Here is a 16,658-nt window from a genome sequence, read left to right as displayed (position 1 = left end):
CTGTTCGTGGCACGGATTGCCCTGACCGGCAACGACTTGTATCAGCTCAACAGAAGGTCGTTTTATGAACTCAGATATGCCCGATGGTATGGCCCGGCTTGATCGTATTGACCAGCGCATTCTCGAATTACTGCAGCAGGATGGCAGTCTCAGCAATCTGGAGCTGGCCGATAAAGTCGGCTTGTCGCCCTCGCCGTGCTCGCGCCGGGTAAAAGCGCTGGAAGAAAGCGGTATGATTCAGGGCTACCGTGCCCATCTGGATGCCCGGCGTCTGGGGCTGGATCTGCTGGCGCTGATTTCGATCAGCATGGATCGCCATACGCCGGAGCGTTTTGATAACTTCGAATCGCAGGTCGCGGCCTGTCCGGAAGTGCTGGAGTGCTACCTGATTACCGGCCAGTCGGCCGACTATGTATTAAAAGTGATCGTGCGTGATATGAATGCCTACCAGCAGTTTCTGCTTGGCACCCTGACCCGTATTGAAGGCGTCAGCGGAGTGCATTCCAGCTTTGTAATGCGTAAAGTCATCGACCGCACGGCGCTGCCATTAGCAACGCGCTGATGGGATGATTTTTCTGTAAGGAGATGATGTGTTAACCCAGGTTGCTTTACCACTGGCTCTGGCCATGATGATGCTGGTGATGGGGCTGAGCCTGCGCCCGGTGCACTTTATCGCGGTGGCGCGTGAGCCGAAGCTGATTCTGCTTGGTCTGGCGCTGCAATTATTATTGTTACCGGCGCTGGCGCTGATGCTGGTTATGATGCTTTCTTTGCCAGCCACGCTGGCCATCGGCCTGATTATTCTGGCGGCCTGTCCCGGTGGTGCCACCTCAAATATTATCAGCCATTTAAGTGGTGGCGATGCGTCGCTGTCGGTCACCCTGACGGCTCTTATTACCTTGCTGGCACCTTTGACGTTACCGTTGTGGGTGAATACCCAGCTGCACTGGCTGAGCCTCGATCAGCTTGAACTGTATCTGCCCTGGCTGCCGACATTAATGCCTTTATTACTGGTGACGGTAGTACCGCTGTTGCTGGGAATGGTGCTGGCAGCGCGTTATCCGCAGCCGGTATTACGGGCGTTACCCTGGTTTAACCGTTTGTCATTGTTGCTGTTTATTATTCTGGTGATCGCCATGGCCGTGGCCAACAGCGAGCGCCTGCCGCAATTATGGTCGCAGGCGACACTGGTGTGTCTGGGGCTGTGTGTGCTGGCGATGGCAGCGACCGCTTTAATCAGTCGTTTGCTGCGCCTGAGCGAACGGCATACGCTGACGCTGATGATCGAAGTGGGTATCCAGAATGCCGGTACCGCCATGCTGATCAGCGCGACCATCCTGCAGCGGCCGGACCTGGCACTGGTGGCGTTGTTTTATGGCATCCTGATGAATATACCGGCACTGCTGCTGATTGGCCGCCGGGTTTTGCGTCAACCGGCCAGTGTTGTCATGCCGGCAGGAGGATCTTCGCTATAATGATCAGAGCCTATCTCCATCGCAGCCGGACCGCTGCGTTGCCAACCAACAGGGGCCAACTTTGACCAGTCGTCTGTCATCGATAGAAAGTAAGCTGACCTTTTATGTGCTGAGCTTCAGTATTTTTCTGGGGGTGCTGTTCAGTGCCGCGCAGATTGGTTTTGACTATACCGCCGAGAGTCGCCGTTATCATGAGCTTACTGCGCAACTGCTGGAGCGACAGAGTGGCCCGGCGGCGCTGACACTCTATAACTACGATGGCAGTTCGATGCAGAGTATTCTCGACAGTCTGCTGATGAACCCGGCGGTGGTGGCCAGCGTGATTGTGGAAAACGAGACCGGCTTCGAGAAACGTGCCGGTCTGAGCAAGCGCGAGCTGAGCGATACCGCTAATTCCTTTTATTACCGTGCCCACGATGTCGAACTGCTGGAACCGGCGATCTATTCCAAAAATCCACGGGTGATTGGCCATCTGACAGTCTGGTCGGATGAGCGTCTGACCCGCCAGGGCTTTGAACGCCGCGCCGGTATTACGTTATTGCTGGATGTGCTGCGCAATATCACGCTGGCGGTGGTGCTGATTCTGGTGTTCCGTGCGCGTCTGACCAGCCCGCTGAAACGTCTGATGGAACGCCTGATGGCCATTGACCCGCGCCAGCCAATAACCGCACCGCTGGTGGTGGAAGGCTCGCTGCGCAACAGTGAACTGGACGATCTGGCGCACAAAATGAACGATGTTTTACGCGCAATGGAAGGCGAAATCAGCCAGCGCCAGCAGGCCGAAAACCGTATCCGTCAGCTGAATGAACAACTTGAAGAAAAGGTAAAAGCCCGTACTCAGGCATTGCATGACAGCAACAGCCAGCTGCAGAGCAGCCTGAACGAATTACAGCGCACGCAGGATCTGTTACTGCAGGCGCAGCGTATGGCGTCGCTGGGTCATCTGGCGGCGGGTATGGCCCATGAAATCAACAATCCCATCGCGGTGGTGTACTCCAATATCGCCACGCTGAGCGAGTATCTGACCGAGCTGATTGGCCTGGCCGATCAGTATCAGGCCGCCGAACATGGTATTGCCGATAAAGCCCTGACACAGGCGCTGGTGCAGATGCGCACCGCTATTGATCTGGATTTTGTACGCGACGACGCCCCGGATCTGGTGCGTACTTCCAAGCAGAGTCTGGAGCGCGTGCGTAATATTGTCAGCGAGCTGCGTACCTTTGCCGATACCGAGCATCAGCATAAAGAAATCACCGCACTGGATGAGCTGATGCAGCAGGCGCTGGCCGAGCAAAACATCAGTGCGCGTAACGATTTACGGGTTTACAGCTATTTGCAGCAATTGCCGCAGGTGTCGTGCATCCCGGAACAGGTGCGGCTGGTGTTTAACAATATTCTGCACAACGCCGCCGATGCGATGCCCGATGGCGGCACCATTGAAATTGCCGGCGATCTGCAGGATGACTGGGTAGCGGTCATGGTCAAAGATTCCGGCACAGGTATGAGCGAAGAAGACCTGAGCTGTGCGGTTAATCCCTTCTTTACCCGCAAGGAAATCGGTCAGGGTACCGGCCTTGGTCTGACCGTGGCGTACAACGTGATGGTCAATCATGGCGGTGAGCTGCTGATCGACAGCTCTCCGGGTAAGGGCACCGTGGTTACCCTGCGTTTTCCACGCAGCTGACAGAGCCTGTCGCCAGTGCCTGTTAACAGGCACTGAGCAGGCTCTGAATATCCTCCCGTTCTTTCTTTGCGGGGCTTTATGCTCCCGTCAGATTTACCAATTCCTTCAATAATTCCCGTAACCAGCGGTGTGCCTGATCGCGCTCACGGCTCTGATGCCAGATCAGCTGCAGTTCAACCGGTGGGCAGGCAAAGGGCAGGGGGGCGGTCTGCAGTAATTGCTGCCAGAGACTGTGGCTGACCAGCTGTTGCGGTACCACGGCAATCAGGTCGGTACTGGCGACCACCGGCGGAATCGATACAAAACTGCTGACCCAGAGCTGCACCTGACGTGGCAGGTCTTTATGTCCCAGCAACTGCTCAATCGGCGTGCCCTGACGGTTGCGTGGCGACAGGCTGACATGTTGCAGGTGGATAAACTCGTCGTAGCTGAGATCGGAGTGGAACTGCGGATGGTTACGCGCGGCAATCACCACCAACGATTCCTGCAGCAGCGGCGCATGGCACAGACCCGGTTGCGGCTGGTCGACATAATCGATGGCCAGATCGAGGCGGCCATCCTGCAGGCGCTGCACAATATCCGGGCTTTGGTCGGTTTCTATCTGCAATGCCACACCCGGCGCGCGCTGGCGCAGCTGCTGCATCAGCCAGGGCGCAGCCAGATATTCCACTGCGCCATTGGCACACAGACGGAAATGCCGGCGGCTGGTGGCGGCATCGAAGCTTTGCTGATCGGCCCAGCCCTGTTCAATCAGTTCCAGCCCGTCACGCACTTTGGCGTACAACTGCAGTGCTCGCGGGGTCGGTTTCAGGCCGCTGGCGGTGCGCACAAACAGATCATCACCCAGCTGCAGACGCAGCCGTTTCAGGGCGTTACTGACCGCCGGCTGACTGAGGTGCAGACGTGCGGCGGCACGGGTCAGGTGCTGTTCTTCCATTAAGGCGGTAAACAGCGGTAGCAGATTCAGATCGAGGGAACGCAGGCTCATGGCTTTCTCACGCATTATTCATAATGGTGATAATACATTTTTTAATTATTGATTGGCCTTTATTTAGCCGCCGGCGATAGAGTGGAGACAACTTAAAAATAATAACAACTGTAATAACGACAGGAGATGCTTATGGCCTTTGATCATCTGGCCTTCCGCGCCCGTTACCGTGCCTCCATTGCACGTTTTTATTCCGGTGGTCTGCATGCGCTGGTGGTGGCGGCTACCGGGCTGGGGGTGATCCTGTACAGCTTCAGTCAGGTTGAGCAGGGCACTGTCGCTGAGTGGCTGTTATTACCGCTGACCATGGTGCTGGTGAATTTCGGCGAATACGCGACCCATCGCTGGCTCGGGCACCGTAAAACCCGTATTGGCCGGCTGTTTTATTCGCGCCATACCGGCGATCACCACAGCTTTTTTATTGAGTCGGCGATGCCCTTTGAAAGTGTGCGCGACTGGCGCGTGGTGCTGTTTCCGGCCTGGCTTATTTATGTGTTTTTAGTATTTCTGATTATTCCCGGTACTTTGCTGCTGCAATGGCTGTGGTCGGATAACGCCGGCTGGATTTATGCCGCTGCGGCACTGTGTGGTTATCTGTTTTATGAGGTGATGCACTTCAGTTACCACCTGCCGGCAGGCAGTTTTGTTGAGCGCACGCCGATTTGGTGGCGGCTACGGCATCTGCATCAGTTGCATCATGAACGCGAGCGTATGGCGCAGTGCAATTTCAATATCACCCTGCCGTTATTCGACTGGCTGCTGGGCACACTGTACTGGCGCGCACCGGGCAATCGGGCGACATCCGGGGAGAAAAACCGATGAAACAGACACTGTTTGGCCTGGCCGTGATTCTCGGCGCGCTCTATATCCTGCTGTGGCCGCTGCATCCCTATCCGCTCAGCTATGTCCTGAAAGCCAGCCCGGTATTGCTGCTGGCGGTTGTTGCCTGGCTGCAGTACAGGAACGCTGAAATCAGTTTACGGGCAGCCTGGCTGTACGCGCTGGCGATGCTGACCTCAGCCGCGGGGGATGTGTTTCTCGACTTCGACCGCAGCCTGTATTTAAAGCAGGCGCTGGCGGCGTTTTTACTGGCGCAGCTGAGTTATATCGCGCTGCTGTGGCCACTGCGGCAGAGCCGCCGTGGGGATGCGCTGAGGGCCGGCTTGCCGGCGCTGTTTGCGGCCTTTCTGCTGTGTCAGTTTTACCCTAATACCGGCGCGCTGTGGTGGCCGGTGCTGATCTATGTGCTGTGTTTATGGGGCATGGCGGTGCTGGCGTTACGCAGTGGCAACCGCTGGATTGCCGGCGGCGGTGTGCTCTTTATGCTGGCTGACAGTCTGATCGGCGTAAACCGCTTCTGGCTGCCGTTTGAGCACTCCACACCGGTGATCGTCAGCATCTATATCAGCGCTCAGTTACTGCTGGGGTATGGCCTGTTACTGGCGGCGGATTCACCTCTGCTGAAAGCAGCAACCTGCAGGCAGAAAAGCACGGTGGAATCCGCTCCGGCACGCTGAAATCCGTGATTGCGTCAGGGCGGTGGATGGTTTAGTTTGCCGCTTCTTTACGGTCATTATTGGCCAGTTCTGTCGCATAGCAGTGTGAGTGTTCCCATGGCAAAAAAATCTTCTTCCGGTGGTCTGGTGTATTCAACCGAGTTTGGCCGTGCCTGTCCTGAGTGTCGCGAACCCCAGGGTCAGTGTCGTTGCGGCGAACCAGAAGTACCCGCCGGAGACGGTATTGTGCGTGTCAGCCGCGAGAGCAAAGGCCGTGGCGGCAAAGTGGTGACCATTGTCAGCGGTGTGCCTTTGGCAGGCGCCGAGCTGAAGACGCTGGCGAAAGAGCTGAAGCAGAAATGCGGCGTCGGCGGTGCGTTAAAAGACGGTCTGATTGAAATTCAGGGCGATCAGCGTGACCTGCTGGTCAGCGAGCTGAGCAAGCGCGGTTTCACCGTTAAAAAAGCAGGTGGCTGAGATGCAGGCCACTTCTGCTGGCGCTCAGAAAGACTCCGCAGCACCGCGTGCGCTGATCGTTTACGCCCATCCCCAGCATCAGCATTCCTACGGCAACCGCGAATTACTGGCGGCCGTGCAGGGGCTGGAGCAGGTCACCGTGCATGACCTGTATGAAGAGTATCCCGATTTTCATATCGACGTGGCGCGCGAGCAGGCGCTGCTGCTGTCCCACGACCTGATTATTTTTCAGTTTCCGCTGTACTGGTACAGCGCCCCGGCCTTACTGAAAGAATGGCAGGACCGGGTGTTCGACTTTGGCTTTGCCTATGGCCAGAACGTGCAGCAGGAACAGCAATCTCAGGCGCTGGCGGGTAAGGCGCTGTGGCTGGCGGTTACCGCCGGTGGGCCGGTGAACTCCTTCCGCGAAGAAGGCATCAGCCGCCGTCCGCTGAGCGACTATCTGCTGCCTTTTGAGCAGAGTGCCGCACTGTGCGATATGCGTTATCTGGAGCCGTTTGCTGTGTACCGCATCCGCAAGCTGACCAAACCTTATCTGCAGGAACGCGCCGAAGAATACCGTGCGGCGCTGTTGCAGCACCTGCGCGACCTCAGCAACCGCCCGTCACAGGAGAATGCCGATGCATGACAGTGGCTTAATGCAGCAGGCTTTTGTTTTTCTGCTGTCGGCGGTGGTGGCGGTGCCGCTGGCCAAGCGGCTTGGTCTTGGTTCGGTACTGGGTTATCTCTGTGCCGGTGCGGTGATCGGCCCCTTTGCGCTGGGTTTAATCGGTAACGACGTTGAAGGAGTGATGGCCTTTGCCGAATTCGGCGTGGTAATGATGCTGTTTCTGGTCGGTCTTGAACTCGACCCATCGCTGCTGTGGCGTATGCGCGTGCCTATTTTAGGACTCGGCGGCCTGCAGGTGGTGGTCACCAGTGTGCTGATTCTGCTGGTCGGTGTGCAGCTGGGCTTTCCCTGGCAGCAGAGTCTGGCGGTGGGCATGATTCTGGCGATGTCATCCACCGCCATTGTGTTGCAGACCCTGAATGAAAAATCACTGCTGAAAACCGAAGCCGGGCAATCGGCCTTTGCCGTGCTGCTGTTTCAGGATATTGCCGTGATTCCGATGCTGGCCATTCTGCCGCTGCTGGCACTGGACAGCTCGCTGGTGGCTGCGGCTTCGCACACCGGTTTGTCCGGCTGGCAGAAAACCCTGCTGGTACTGGCGGTGGTGGCCTCCATTGTGATTGTTGGCCGCTGGGTCAGCCGCCATCTGTTCCGCATTATTGCCAACACCCGTATGCGCGAAACCTTTACCGCCACCGCACTGGCGCTGGTGGTCGGCATTGCGCTGCTGATGGAGCTGGTCGGCCTGTCACCGGCACTGGGCACCTTCGTTGCCGGGGTGGTATTGGCCAACAGTGAATACCGCCACGAGCTGGAAGCGGAGATTGAGCCCTTCAAAGGTCTGCTGCTGGCGCTGTTCTTTATTTCCGTTGGTGCCAGCATCGACTTCGCCTTGCTGGCGGCGAACCCCTGGCTGGTGCTGGAACTGGTGCTGGGGCTGATCATCATCAAAATGCTGGTGCTGATTGTGCTGGCGCGGCTGTTTGGTCTGTCGGCGCAGAGCAACGGTATCTTTACCTTTGCCCTCGCTCAGGGTGGCGAGTTTGCCTTTGTGCTGTTCACCTTTGCCGGTAATAACCAGATTTTACCGGCGACGATGATTGAGCCGCTGGTGCTGGTGGTCGCGCTGAGCATGGCGGCGACACCGCTGCTGATTATCCTTAACGAGCGCCTGATTCTGCCGCGGCTGTCGGGCAATAACAGCACGCGCCCGCACGATCAGATCGAATCGGAAGAGGCGCGGGCTATCGTTGTCGGCTTTGGCCGTTTCGGCCAGATTGTTGGCCGTCTGCTGCGTATGAACGGCTTTGCCATTACGGTTCTGGAGCACGACGCGACTCAGGTCGATACCGTGCGCCGTTTTGGCCATAAGGTATTTTACGGTGATGCCGCGCGCCTCGATCTGCTCGAAGCCGCCGGACTGGCCGACGCCGAGCTGCTGGTCGTCGCCATCGACGATCATGAACGCTGTCTGCAAATCGTCGAAGTAGTGCGCCGCCATTACCCGCAGCTGCGCATTATTGCCCGTGCCCGAGGTCGTCGTCAGGCGGCGGAACTGCTGCGTGCCGGGGCTGATCATGTGGAGCGTGAAACCTTTAACTCAGCGCTGGCGCTGGGGCGCGAAGCACTGCGTTCGCTTGGCTTCCGCGCTTATCAGGCGCAGCGTGCGGCGGAACTGTTCCGCCACCATGATGAGCTGAATGTGCGCTCGCTGGGCGAAGTGCTGGACGATGAATCGGCCTTTATTAACCGCGCGCGCCAGCATGCCGTCGATCTGGAACAGGTACTGAAAAACGACCAGAAGGTCGATGCCGAAAGTGGTGATCAGGCCTGGGATCGGGACTAGCCTGTATCTCAGGCTGTATCTGAATGACGCGATAAAACAGGCGCTTACAGCGCCTGTAAGTGCTCGCTCAGCTGGGCACGGATAGGCTCCGGAATCGTCACCGACTGCTTGGCGTCGTGATCAAAATGCACCATCACCGCCGAGCCGCGGGCGCCCATACGGCCTTCCTGCCAGGCTTCGTGGGCAATCACCATCGAGCTGTTGCCCAGCTTGGTGAGGTAAGTGCGGATCTCCACATCTTTGCCGTAAAACAGTTCACCGACAAATTCGACTTCGATTTTGGCGATGATCAGATGCCAGTTGTTGATATCCAGATCCGGAGTAAACAGGCGGAACAGCGGCGTGCGGGCATCTTCAAACCAGACCGGTAAAACGGTGTTGTTGATATGACCCAGGGCATCGGTTTCAACAAAGCGCGGGCTCAGGTGGTGCGTCCACATAATATTATTCCTGTTATTAGTAGGTCACTGATTGTACCTGCTGAGTCTGTCAGCGGTACTGGCAAAGAGTATAAAATGGCAAAGAGTACAAGATGCCCGGCGCCCTGAGCCATCCATTCACGATTTCAGTCAGATAATACGAGGCCACTTTGCCAGATTCAGCCATACAGATTGTTAACGACGAGCAGGGCATGCGGCTGGCGCTGGCCGAAGCGCAGCGCGCCTACGATGCCGGTGAAGTGCCGGTGGGTGCGGTGGTGGTGCTGAATGGCGAGGTGGTAGGGCGTGGGTTTAATCAGCCCATTACCAGCCTTGATCCGAGTGCTCATGCTGAGATGGTTGCCGTGCGTGATGCCGCCAGAAATATCGGTAATTACCGCCTGCCGGGCGCTACGCTGTATGTCACCGTGGAGCCCTGTACCATGTGTACCGGTTTATTAATTCACAGCCGCATTGCACGGCTGGTTTATGGTGCGACCGAACCGAAAGCAGGTGCTGTTGAAAGCGCGCTGCAGTTACCGGCACAGCCTTTTTATAATCATGTGATGGAAATTGAGGGTGGGGTGCTTGCCGAGCAATGCTCCGCTATGATGTCATCCTTCTTTGCCATGCGCCGCGAAGCGAAAAAGCGTCTGAAGCAGGCGGTGCCTCCGGCGGCAGACTGATCGTCTGGGCAAAAAATAATAAAAAGTAAGAACAAAAATAATAAAAAAACGACCAACCATTCCTGATCACGACGACCCGTACCAATAATAAGAAACAAAAAGAACAATTAAAACGCTTACCGGGAATACGTTTATGCCTGTTTTACGTTCAGTGCTTCTGGCACTGCTGTCACTGCAATTACTCGCCTGCGCCAAAATGCAGGACACCCTCTTTGAAACCGGCCTGAAAGCCGAGCGCGCGATGTCGGCGCTTAACCGCCATGAGCTGGATGTGGCGGGTCATCACTGGGTGTATCTCGATTCAGAAACCGCCGATGCGCCGGTGCTGCTGATGCTGCATGGCTTTGCCGTCGATAAAGATAACTGGCTGCGTTTTGCCCGCCATTTTAAAGATTACCGGGTGATCGCGCCGGATTTACCCGGCCATGGTGAAAGCTCCTATAACCCGCAGGTGACCTACGATTTCGCTGCTCAGGCCGGCTGGCTGGCGGAGTTTGTCGACGCGCTTAAACTGCCGCAACCCGTACATGTACTGGGGAATTCCATGGGCGGTGGCATTGCCCTGCTGTACAGCGCTGCGCATCCGCAGCAGGTGGCTTCTATTACGCTGATTGATGCCGCTGGTGTGTACCCACCGCATCTGAGTGAATTCCAGCAGATTATTGATAACGGCGGGCGCAATCCGCTGGTGGTCGAAAACATGGACGACTACGACGCGCTGCGTAACTTTGCCATGGTGCAGCAGCCGTTCCTGCCGTGGCCGGCGCCGGATGTTCTGGCGCGCCGGGCGATGGCACGCAATGCGATTAATACCGACATCTTTGCCGATATTCATGCGGTGGCCGAAGCCGCACGCCACAGTGACGATAACCTGCGTTTACTGCAGCAGATTCAGCAACCGGTACTGATTCTCTGGGGTGAGCAGGACCGCGTGCTGGATGTCAGTTCGGTGGGCGTGTTTGAGCAGCACCTGGCGCACAGCCAGAGCCATATTTTTGCCAATGTCGGCCATGCGCCGATGCTGGAAGTGCCGGATGACAGCGCACAGGTGGTGCGCACATTCCTGCAGGAATTGCCGCCTCAGCAGCAACTCCTGCAACCGTCGCAGACGGCTCAGAACGGGGAATAAAAAAAGCGGATAAAAACTTATCCGCGAAACTCACTATTGCTATAGGAGTGGAGGAATAACGGTGATCAGTGATGACGATAACTGCATAGCATTTTCGTCGTCGCTGAAGGTTGGGCTCTGCTCTTCATTCCAGACCAGGACGTCGTAGTAACGGCGGATATTCTGTACGTAATCAACCGGCTCCTGACCACGGGCAAAACCGTGGCGGGTGTGACGGTAGTAACGTTTCTGGCTCAGCAGTGGCAGGGCTTCTTTAACGTCCAGCCATAAATTCGGGTTACCGCCCATCTGTTCGGTAATTTTACGCGCATCGGTCAGGTGACCAAAACCGACGTTATAAGCGGCCAGTGCCAGCCAGGTGCGGTCTGGCTCCTGCACATCACTGCCCAGACGTTCACGCAGTTTAGCCAGATAGCGGCTGCCGCCAAAAATACTCTGCTTAGGATCGAGGCGGTTTTTTACACCCAGTTCGCGTGCGGTGTTACGGGTCAGCATCATCAGGCCACGTACGCCGGTAAAGCTCTTGGCGGTTGGGTTCCAGTGGCTTTCCTGATAGCCGACGGCAGCCAGCAGGCGCCAGTCGAAACCGTGATCGGCACCGGCTTTTTCAAAATGCGGCTTGTAGGTATCGAGTTTATTGCTGGTCTGACGCAGGAAGCGCTTGGCGCCAACATAGTCGAGCTTATCCAGATGGCCGTAGTAGCGTTCTTCAAGACCGGCCAGCAGTGCGGCATTTTCTTTATTGCCGAAAAATTGATTCGCGGCCTGATGCAGGCTGTCATCGCGGCTGTGGCTGAAAGCCCAGGCAATGTTCTGCTGCTCGCTTAAATCGAAGGCAATGGCCAGATTGGGGAAATAAGCCTGCAGCACATCAAATTCGTTGGAATCGACCACGGTAAAATCGATATTGCCGCTGGCCACCATCTGCAGCATATCGGCGACTTCCAGATCGGGCGTTTCACTCCAGGTGAGTTCCGGAATCTGGCTGTGCTGCAGAGTGCGCAGGCGTTCTGCGTGGCTTGAGCCGGAAGCGACCACTAACTGACCACTGGCCAGGTCGTTAATCTGCTGCGGGCGCAGGGCGCCACGGCGGTAGATAACCTGTTCGGTAACCTGCATATAAGGCTGTGAGAAGCGGAACCAGCGTTCACGCTCGGCGGTATGAGTGAGACCGGCGGCCGCGAAGGCCGCCTTTCCTGTCTCTAGGGTGCTGAAAATGTCATTCAGATTATCGGCCACCACAACGTTAAGGGTAACGCCAAGGTGGTCGGCAAAGGCGCGGGCCAGTTCAAATTCGTAGCCCGCCGGGCCACTGCGGTCTTCATAAAAGCTGGTCGGGCTGTTACGCGTTACCATCACAATCTCACCATGCATCCGCACCTGCTCCAGGTTGTTCGGACGCACGCTGCCGGTCAGTGCGGTTAAGCACAGGGCCGCCATCGCGGTAGTTGATAGTAGACGAGTTATGCCAGATCGCATGCAAATTTTCCGTAAATGCGCACCAATATGGTGCATTTTCTGAAATCTGGGGTCATTGTAGCGTGCTGATCGCTTAAAAAACAACCGAAAGGCGGGCTATGTTTGCAAAATGATGACTATTTCGTGTCGTTATAGTGACCTAACCTGTTGAAACGCTTCTGTTTTTTCTGTAGGCCTCAGGAATCCGGGCTGGTCAGCAACGCACTGTTGCTGATTTTGCAACGATAAGCGCTTTTTCGTGGCCGCTGATATGTTTACAGCAACCCGTTTGCCCGGCGGCCGCGTGGTGCCTTTGCCCGGCGTGCCACTCTGGCCGGTCGGCCGCACAAATCTGGTGTGAACAGGCACTCTCCGGTATCATTCGCGCTCATTTTGACCCACCTCCTTACGTTGGAGTTTTCCCCCGATGCTCGAGCTGCGTGGCGCACCGGCGCTTTCCGAATTCCGTCAGAACAAAGTCCTGAACAAACTGCAGCAAGTGCTGCCACAGGTCAGCGGCGTGTATGCCGAATTTATGCACTTTGCCGAGCTGCACGAAGCTCTGGCCGATAACGAGCTGGCGGTACTGCAGCGTATCCTGCGTTACGGCCCGAAAGCCGAGGTAAAAGAAGGTAAGGGCGAACTCTTTCTGGTGGTGCCGCGTTTCGGCACCATCTCGCCGTGGTCTTCCAAGGCTACCGACATCGCTCATAACTGCGGCCTGAACAAGGTACAGCGTCTGGAGCGTGGTATTGCTTACTATGTAGAGGGCATCAGTGCCGCTGAGCGTGCAGCGGCTGCGGCTGTGCTGCACGATCGCATGGTCGAAGTGGTGCTGGATAACAGCTCGGCTGCGGCTGACCTGTTCTCCCACGCAGAACCTGCGCCGCTGAGCACCGTCGATATTCTGGGCGGTGGCCGTGAGGCGCTGATCGAAGCCGATAAGAACCTGGGTCTGGCACTGGCTGACGACGAAGTGGATTATCTGGTCGAGAACTACAACATTCTGGGCCGTAACCCGACCGACGTAGAGCTGATGATGTTCGCTCAGGCGAACTCCGAGCATTGTCGCCACAAAATCTTTAACGCCACCTGGACGCTGGATGGCGAGGATCAGGACAAGTCCCTGTTCCAGATGATCAAAAACACCTACGAGTGTTACAACGAAAACATTCTGTCGGCTTATAAAGACAACGCCTCGGTGATTGTTGGCCATAAAGCCGGTCGTTTCTTCCCGAATCCTGACAGCCGTGCCTACACCTACCATCAGGAAGATATGCACATCCTGATGAAGGTCGAAACCCACAACCACCCGACCGCCATTGCACCACACTCCGGTGCGGCTACCGGTTCCGGTGGTGAGATCCGTGACGAAGGCGCGACTGGTCGTGGTTCCAAGCCAAAAGCCGGCTTAACCGGTTTTACCGTATCCGACCTTAAAATTCCGGGCTTTGAACAGCCATGGGAAAGCCAGTACGGCAAGCCAGACCGCATTGTGTCGGCCCTCGATATCATGATCGACGGCCCGTTGGGCGGCGCTGCCTTTAATAACGAATTCGGCCGTCCGAACCTGTGCGGTTACTTCCGTACTTTCGAACTGCAGCACGACGGTGAAGTCCGCGGTTACCACAAGCCAATCATGATTGCCGGTGGTTACGGCAACATCCGTGGCGAACACGTACAGAAGGGCGAAATCCCGGTAGGCGCCAGCCTGATCGTTCTGGGTGGCCCGGCCATGCAGATTGGTCTGGGCGGTGGTGCGGCATCTTCTATGGCCTCTGGCCAGTCGAATGCCGACCTCGACTTTGCTTCTGTACAGCGTGAAAACCCGGAAATGGAACGCCGCTGTCAGGAAGTGATCGACCGCTGCTGGCAGCTGGGCGATAAAAACCCGATTGCCTTTATTCACGACGTCGGCGCGGGCGGTATTTCCAACGCCTTCCCGGAGCTGGTGAACGATGGCGGCCGTGGCGGTAAGTTTGAACTGCGCAACGTACCGAACGATGAGCCGGGCATGAGCCCGCTGGCGATCTGGTCAAACGAATCCCAGGAACGTTATGTACTGGCCGTGGCGCAGGAAGATATGGCGGCCTTTGATGCCATCTGTGCCCGCGAGCGCGCACCTTATGCGGTAGTGGGTTACGCCACCGAAGAGCCGCATTTAACCGTCACCGACAGCCACTTCGATAATAAGCCGGTTGATCTGCCGTTGCAGGTACTGCTCGGCAAGCCACCGCGTATGCACCGTGAAGCCAGCCGCCGCAACGCCGCAGGCGATGCCTTTAATGGTGCCGGTGTCGATCTGGCCGATGCCGCTGCGCGCGTACTCAAGCTGCCAACCGTGGCGAGCAAATCTTTCCTGATCACCATCGGCGACCGTTCTATTACCGGTACCGTGGCGCGTGATCAGTTTGTTGGCCCATGGCAGGTGCCGGTGGCTGACGTTGCCGTAACCACCTCTTCTTATGACACCTATGCCGGCGAAGCCATGGCGATGGGTGAGCGTACGCCGGTCGCCTTGCTGGATGCTCCGGCGTCCGGTCGTCTGGCGGTGGCCGAAGCCATCACCAACCTGGCGGCGGCGCCGATTGCCAAACTGGCTGACATTAAACTGTCGGCTAACTGGATGTGTGCGGCAGGCCACGACGGTGAAGACGAAAAACTCTACGCCACGGTAAAAGCCGTGGGTATGGAACTCTGCCCTGAGCTGCAGGTGACCATTCCGGTGGGTAAAGACTCGATGTCGATGAAAACCCGCTGGAACGATGCCGGTACCGATAAAGCCGTTACCTCGCCGATGTCGCTGATTATTACCGGCTTTGCTCCGGTAACCGATGCCCGTGGTGTACTGACGCCGCAGCTGAAACTGGATAGTGGTGAAACAGACCTGATTCTGGTTGACCTTGGCCGTGGCCAGAACCGTATTGGTGCTTCCTGTTTTGCTCAGGTATTCGGCAAAGTGGCTGATGTACCGGCCGACCTCGACGACGCCGAAGACCTGAAAGCCTTCTTCGCCGTGGTGCAGGGCTTAAACAGCGACAATAAACTGCTGGCCTACCACGACCGTGCCGACGGTGGTCTGTTCGCCACCCTGACCGAAATGGCCTTTGCTGCGCATTGCGGTGTGGATATCTCCATGGATCTGCTGGCCGATGACGAAGCCGGTCTGGCCGCTGCACTGTTCGCCGAAGAACTGGGTGCGGTGCTGCAGGTTCGCCGCGACGATCTGGAAGAAGTGCTGACCCAGTTTGAAGCCGCCGGTCTGGGCGATTGCACCGCCGTGATCGGTAAGCCGAACTTCGACGACCAGATTACCTTCAGCTTCCAGGACGAAGAATTCCTCAGCGAAAGCCGTGTGAACTGGCAGCGCCTGTGGAGCCAGACCAGCTACGAAATGCAGGCGCTGCGTGACAACGCCGACTGCGCCAAGCAGGAATTCGACACCCTGCTGGACGCTGAAAACCCGGGCCTGCACGCTGAGCTGACCTTCGATATTAACGACGATATCACCGCCGATTTACCGGCTTCCGGTTCTGAAAACAGCCCGAAAGTCGCAATTCTGCGTGAGCAGGGTGTGAACGGTCAGATCGAAATGGCCGCCGCCTTTGACCGCGCCGGTTTCACCTCGGTTGACGTGCATATGAGCGACATTCTGTCGGGCAGCGTAACCCTGGAAGGCTTCCGCGGCTTAGTTGCCTGTGGCGGTTTCTCCTACGGTGACGTACTGGGCGCCGGTGAAGGCTGGGCCAAGTCCATCCTGTTTAACGACCAGGCGCGCAGCCAGTTTGAAGCCTTCTTTAAACGTGAAGACACCTTCGCCCTCGGCGTGTGTAACGGCTGTCAGATGCTGTCAAACCTGCATGAACTGATTCCGGGTGCCGAACACTGGCCGCACTTTGTGCGTAACATGAGCGAGCAGTTTGAAGCCCGTGTTGCCATGGTCGAAGTGCAGGAATCCGACTCGGTATTCCTCGCTGGTATGGCTGGTTCACGTATGCCGATTGCCATCGCCCACGGCGAAGGCCGCGCCGAATTTGCCGACGACAGCGCCATTGACGAACTGGCTGGCCAGATCGCCCTGCGTTACGTCGACAACTACGGCAACGTTACCGAACAATACCCGGCGAACCCGAACGGTTCACCACAGGGCATTACCGGTCTGACCGCCAACGATGGTCGTGTGACCATTATGATGCCGCACCCAGAGCGGGTATTCCGCGCGATTCAGAATTCCTACGTGCCAGCTGGTCCTGAAGGGGAGAGCTGGGATGAAGATGGCGCGTGGATGCGGATGTTCCGCAATGCGCGGGTGTGGTGTGAGGAGAACAGCTGAAATTACAGACACCTAAGGCGCTTATAAGAATATGGGCGCCTTGTTTAACTACTAATA

Annotated in this window: 14 protein-coding genes; 11 read left to right on the top strand and 3 right to left on the bottom strand. The window is 56.9% G+C overall.

Annotated elements, in window-relative coordinates; all coding sequences use genetic code 11:
* The first annotated feature begins 64 nt into the window (after positions 1-64).
* The 3 genes from MT343_RS14155 (at position 65) to MT343_RS14145 (ending at position 3,159) form a co-directional block, all read left to right on the top strand.
* A complete protein-coding gene (locus MT343_RS14155) occupies positions 65-562 on the top strand; it encodes an Lrp/AsnC family transcriptional regulator (RefSeq protein ID WP_225693373.1) in 498 nt (165 codons plus the stop codon).
* Positions 563-590: 28 nt separating this feature from the next.
* The gene (locus MT343_RS14150; protein WP_145465956.1) at positions 591-1,475 is read left to right on the top strand and encodes a bile acid:sodium symporter family protein; all 885 of its coding nucleotides are present in this window, start codon (positions 591-593) and stop codon (positions 1,473-1,475) included.
* Between the two features lie 61 nt (positions 1,476-1,536).
* Positions 1,537-3,159, top strand: a complete 1,623-nt coding sequence (locus MT343_RS14145; RefSeq protein WP_145465955.1) for a sensor histidine kinase — start codon at positions 1,537-1,539, stop codon at positions 3,157-3,159.
* Positions 3,160-3,235: 76 nt separating this feature from the next.
* Here the strand turns inward: MT343_RS14145 and MT343_RS14140 are convergent, their stop codons facing one another.
* Positions 3,236-4,147: a LysR substrate-binding domain-containing protein gene (locus MT343_RS14140; protein WP_186435734.1), complete on the bottom strand. Its 912-nt coding sequence runs from the start codon at positions 4,145-4,147 to the stop codon at positions 3,236-3,238.
* A gap of 132 nt (positions 4,148-4,279) precedes the next feature.
* Between MT343_RS14140 and MT343_RS14135 the strand changes: the two genes are divergently transcribed.
* The 5 genes from MT343_RS14135 to MT343_RS14115 all read left to right on the top strand — a co-directional run bounded on the left by MT343_RS14135 (position 4,280) and on the right by MT343_RS14115 (position 8,576).
* Complete coding sequence (locus MT343_RS14135; protein WP_145465953.1) at positions 4,280-4,969, top strand: sterol desaturase family protein; 690 nt, start codon at positions 4,280-4,282, stop codon at positions 4,967-4,969.
* Positions 4,966-5,664, top strand: coding sequence for a lysoplasmalogenase (locus tag MT343_RS14130; protein WP_145465952.1), 699 nt, complete (start codon positions 4,966-4,968; stop codon positions 5,662-5,664). Before MT343_RS14135 ends, MT343_RS14130 begins: the two co-directional genes overlap by 4 nt.
* A 96-nt stretch (positions 5,665-5,760) precedes the next feature.
* Positions 5,761-6,120 (top strand): translation initiation factor Sui1, encoded by a 360-nt coding sequence (locus MT343_RS14125; protein ID WP_145465951.1) that lies wholly within the window; start codon positions 5,761-5,763, stop codon positions 6,118-6,120.
* 1 nt (position 6,121) lies between these two features.
* Positions 6,122-6,748, top strand: coding sequence for an NAD(P)H-dependent oxidoreductase (locus MT343_RS14120; RefSeq protein WP_145465950.1), 627 nt, complete (start codon positions 6,122-6,124; stop codon positions 6,746-6,748).
* The gene (locus MT343_RS14115; protein ID WP_145465949.1) at positions 6,741-8,576 is read left to right on the top strand and encodes a monovalent cation:proton antiporter-2 (CPA2) family protein; all 1,836 of its coding nucleotides are present in this window, start codon (positions 6,741-6,743) and stop codon (positions 8,574-8,576) included. The genes MT343_RS14120 and MT343_RS14115 overlap by 8 nt, the downstream gene beginning before the upstream one ends.
* Before the next feature lie 44 nt (positions 8,577-8,620).
* Here the strand turns inward: MT343_RS14115 and MT343_RS14110 are convergent, their stop codons facing one another.
* On the bottom strand, positions 8,621-9,016 hold the full coding sequence (locus tag MT343_RS14110) for an acyl-CoA thioesterase (protein ID WP_145465948.1): 396 nt from the start codon (positions 9,014-9,016) through the stop codon (positions 8,621-8,623).
* 149 nt (positions 9,017-9,165) lie between these two features.
* Here MT343_RS14110 and tadA point away from each other — a divergent pair, with 149 nt between their 5' ends.
* On the top strand, positions 9,166-9,681 hold the full coding sequence (tadA, locus tag MT343_RS14105; protein ID WP_255448992.1) for a tRNA adenosine(34) deaminase TadA: 516 nt from the start codon (positions 9,166-9,168) through the stop codon (positions 9,679-9,681).
* A 133-nt stretch (positions 9,682-9,814) separates the two neighbouring features.
* Entirely contained in the window at positions 9,815-10,810 is a 996-nt protein-coding gene (locus MT343_RS14100; RefSeq protein WP_145465947.1) for an alpha/beta fold hydrolase, read from the top strand.
* A gap of 39 nt (positions 10,811-10,849) precedes the next feature.
* Here the strand turns inward: MT343_RS14100 and mltF are convergent, their stop codons facing one another.
* Positions 10,850-12,289, bottom strand: a complete 1,440-nt coding sequence (mltF, locus tag MT343_RS14095; RefSeq protein ID WP_145465946.1) for a membrane-bound lytic murein transglycosylase MltF — start codon at positions 12,287-12,289, stop codon at positions 10,850-10,852.
* Positions 12,290-12,695: 406 nt separating this feature from the next.
* On the opposite strand from mltF, the gene purL reads away from it, so the two are divergent.
* Positions 12,696-16,601, top strand: a complete 3,906-nt coding sequence (gene purL / locus MT343_RS14090; RefSeq protein WP_145465945.1) for a phosphoribosylformylglycinamidine synthase — start codon at positions 12,696-12,698, stop codon at positions 16,599-16,601.
* Positions 16,602-16,658 lie beyond the last annotated feature (57 nt).

It is taken from the genome of Venatorbacter sp. C2-1 (assembly GCF_022832715.1).
Classification (GTDB): domain Bacteria; phylum Pseudomonadota; class Gammaproteobacteria; order Pseudomonadales; family Oceanobacteraceae; genus Venatoribacter; species Venatoribacter alkanivorans.
This window is presented reverse-complemented; position numbering and strand designations above follow the sequence as displayed.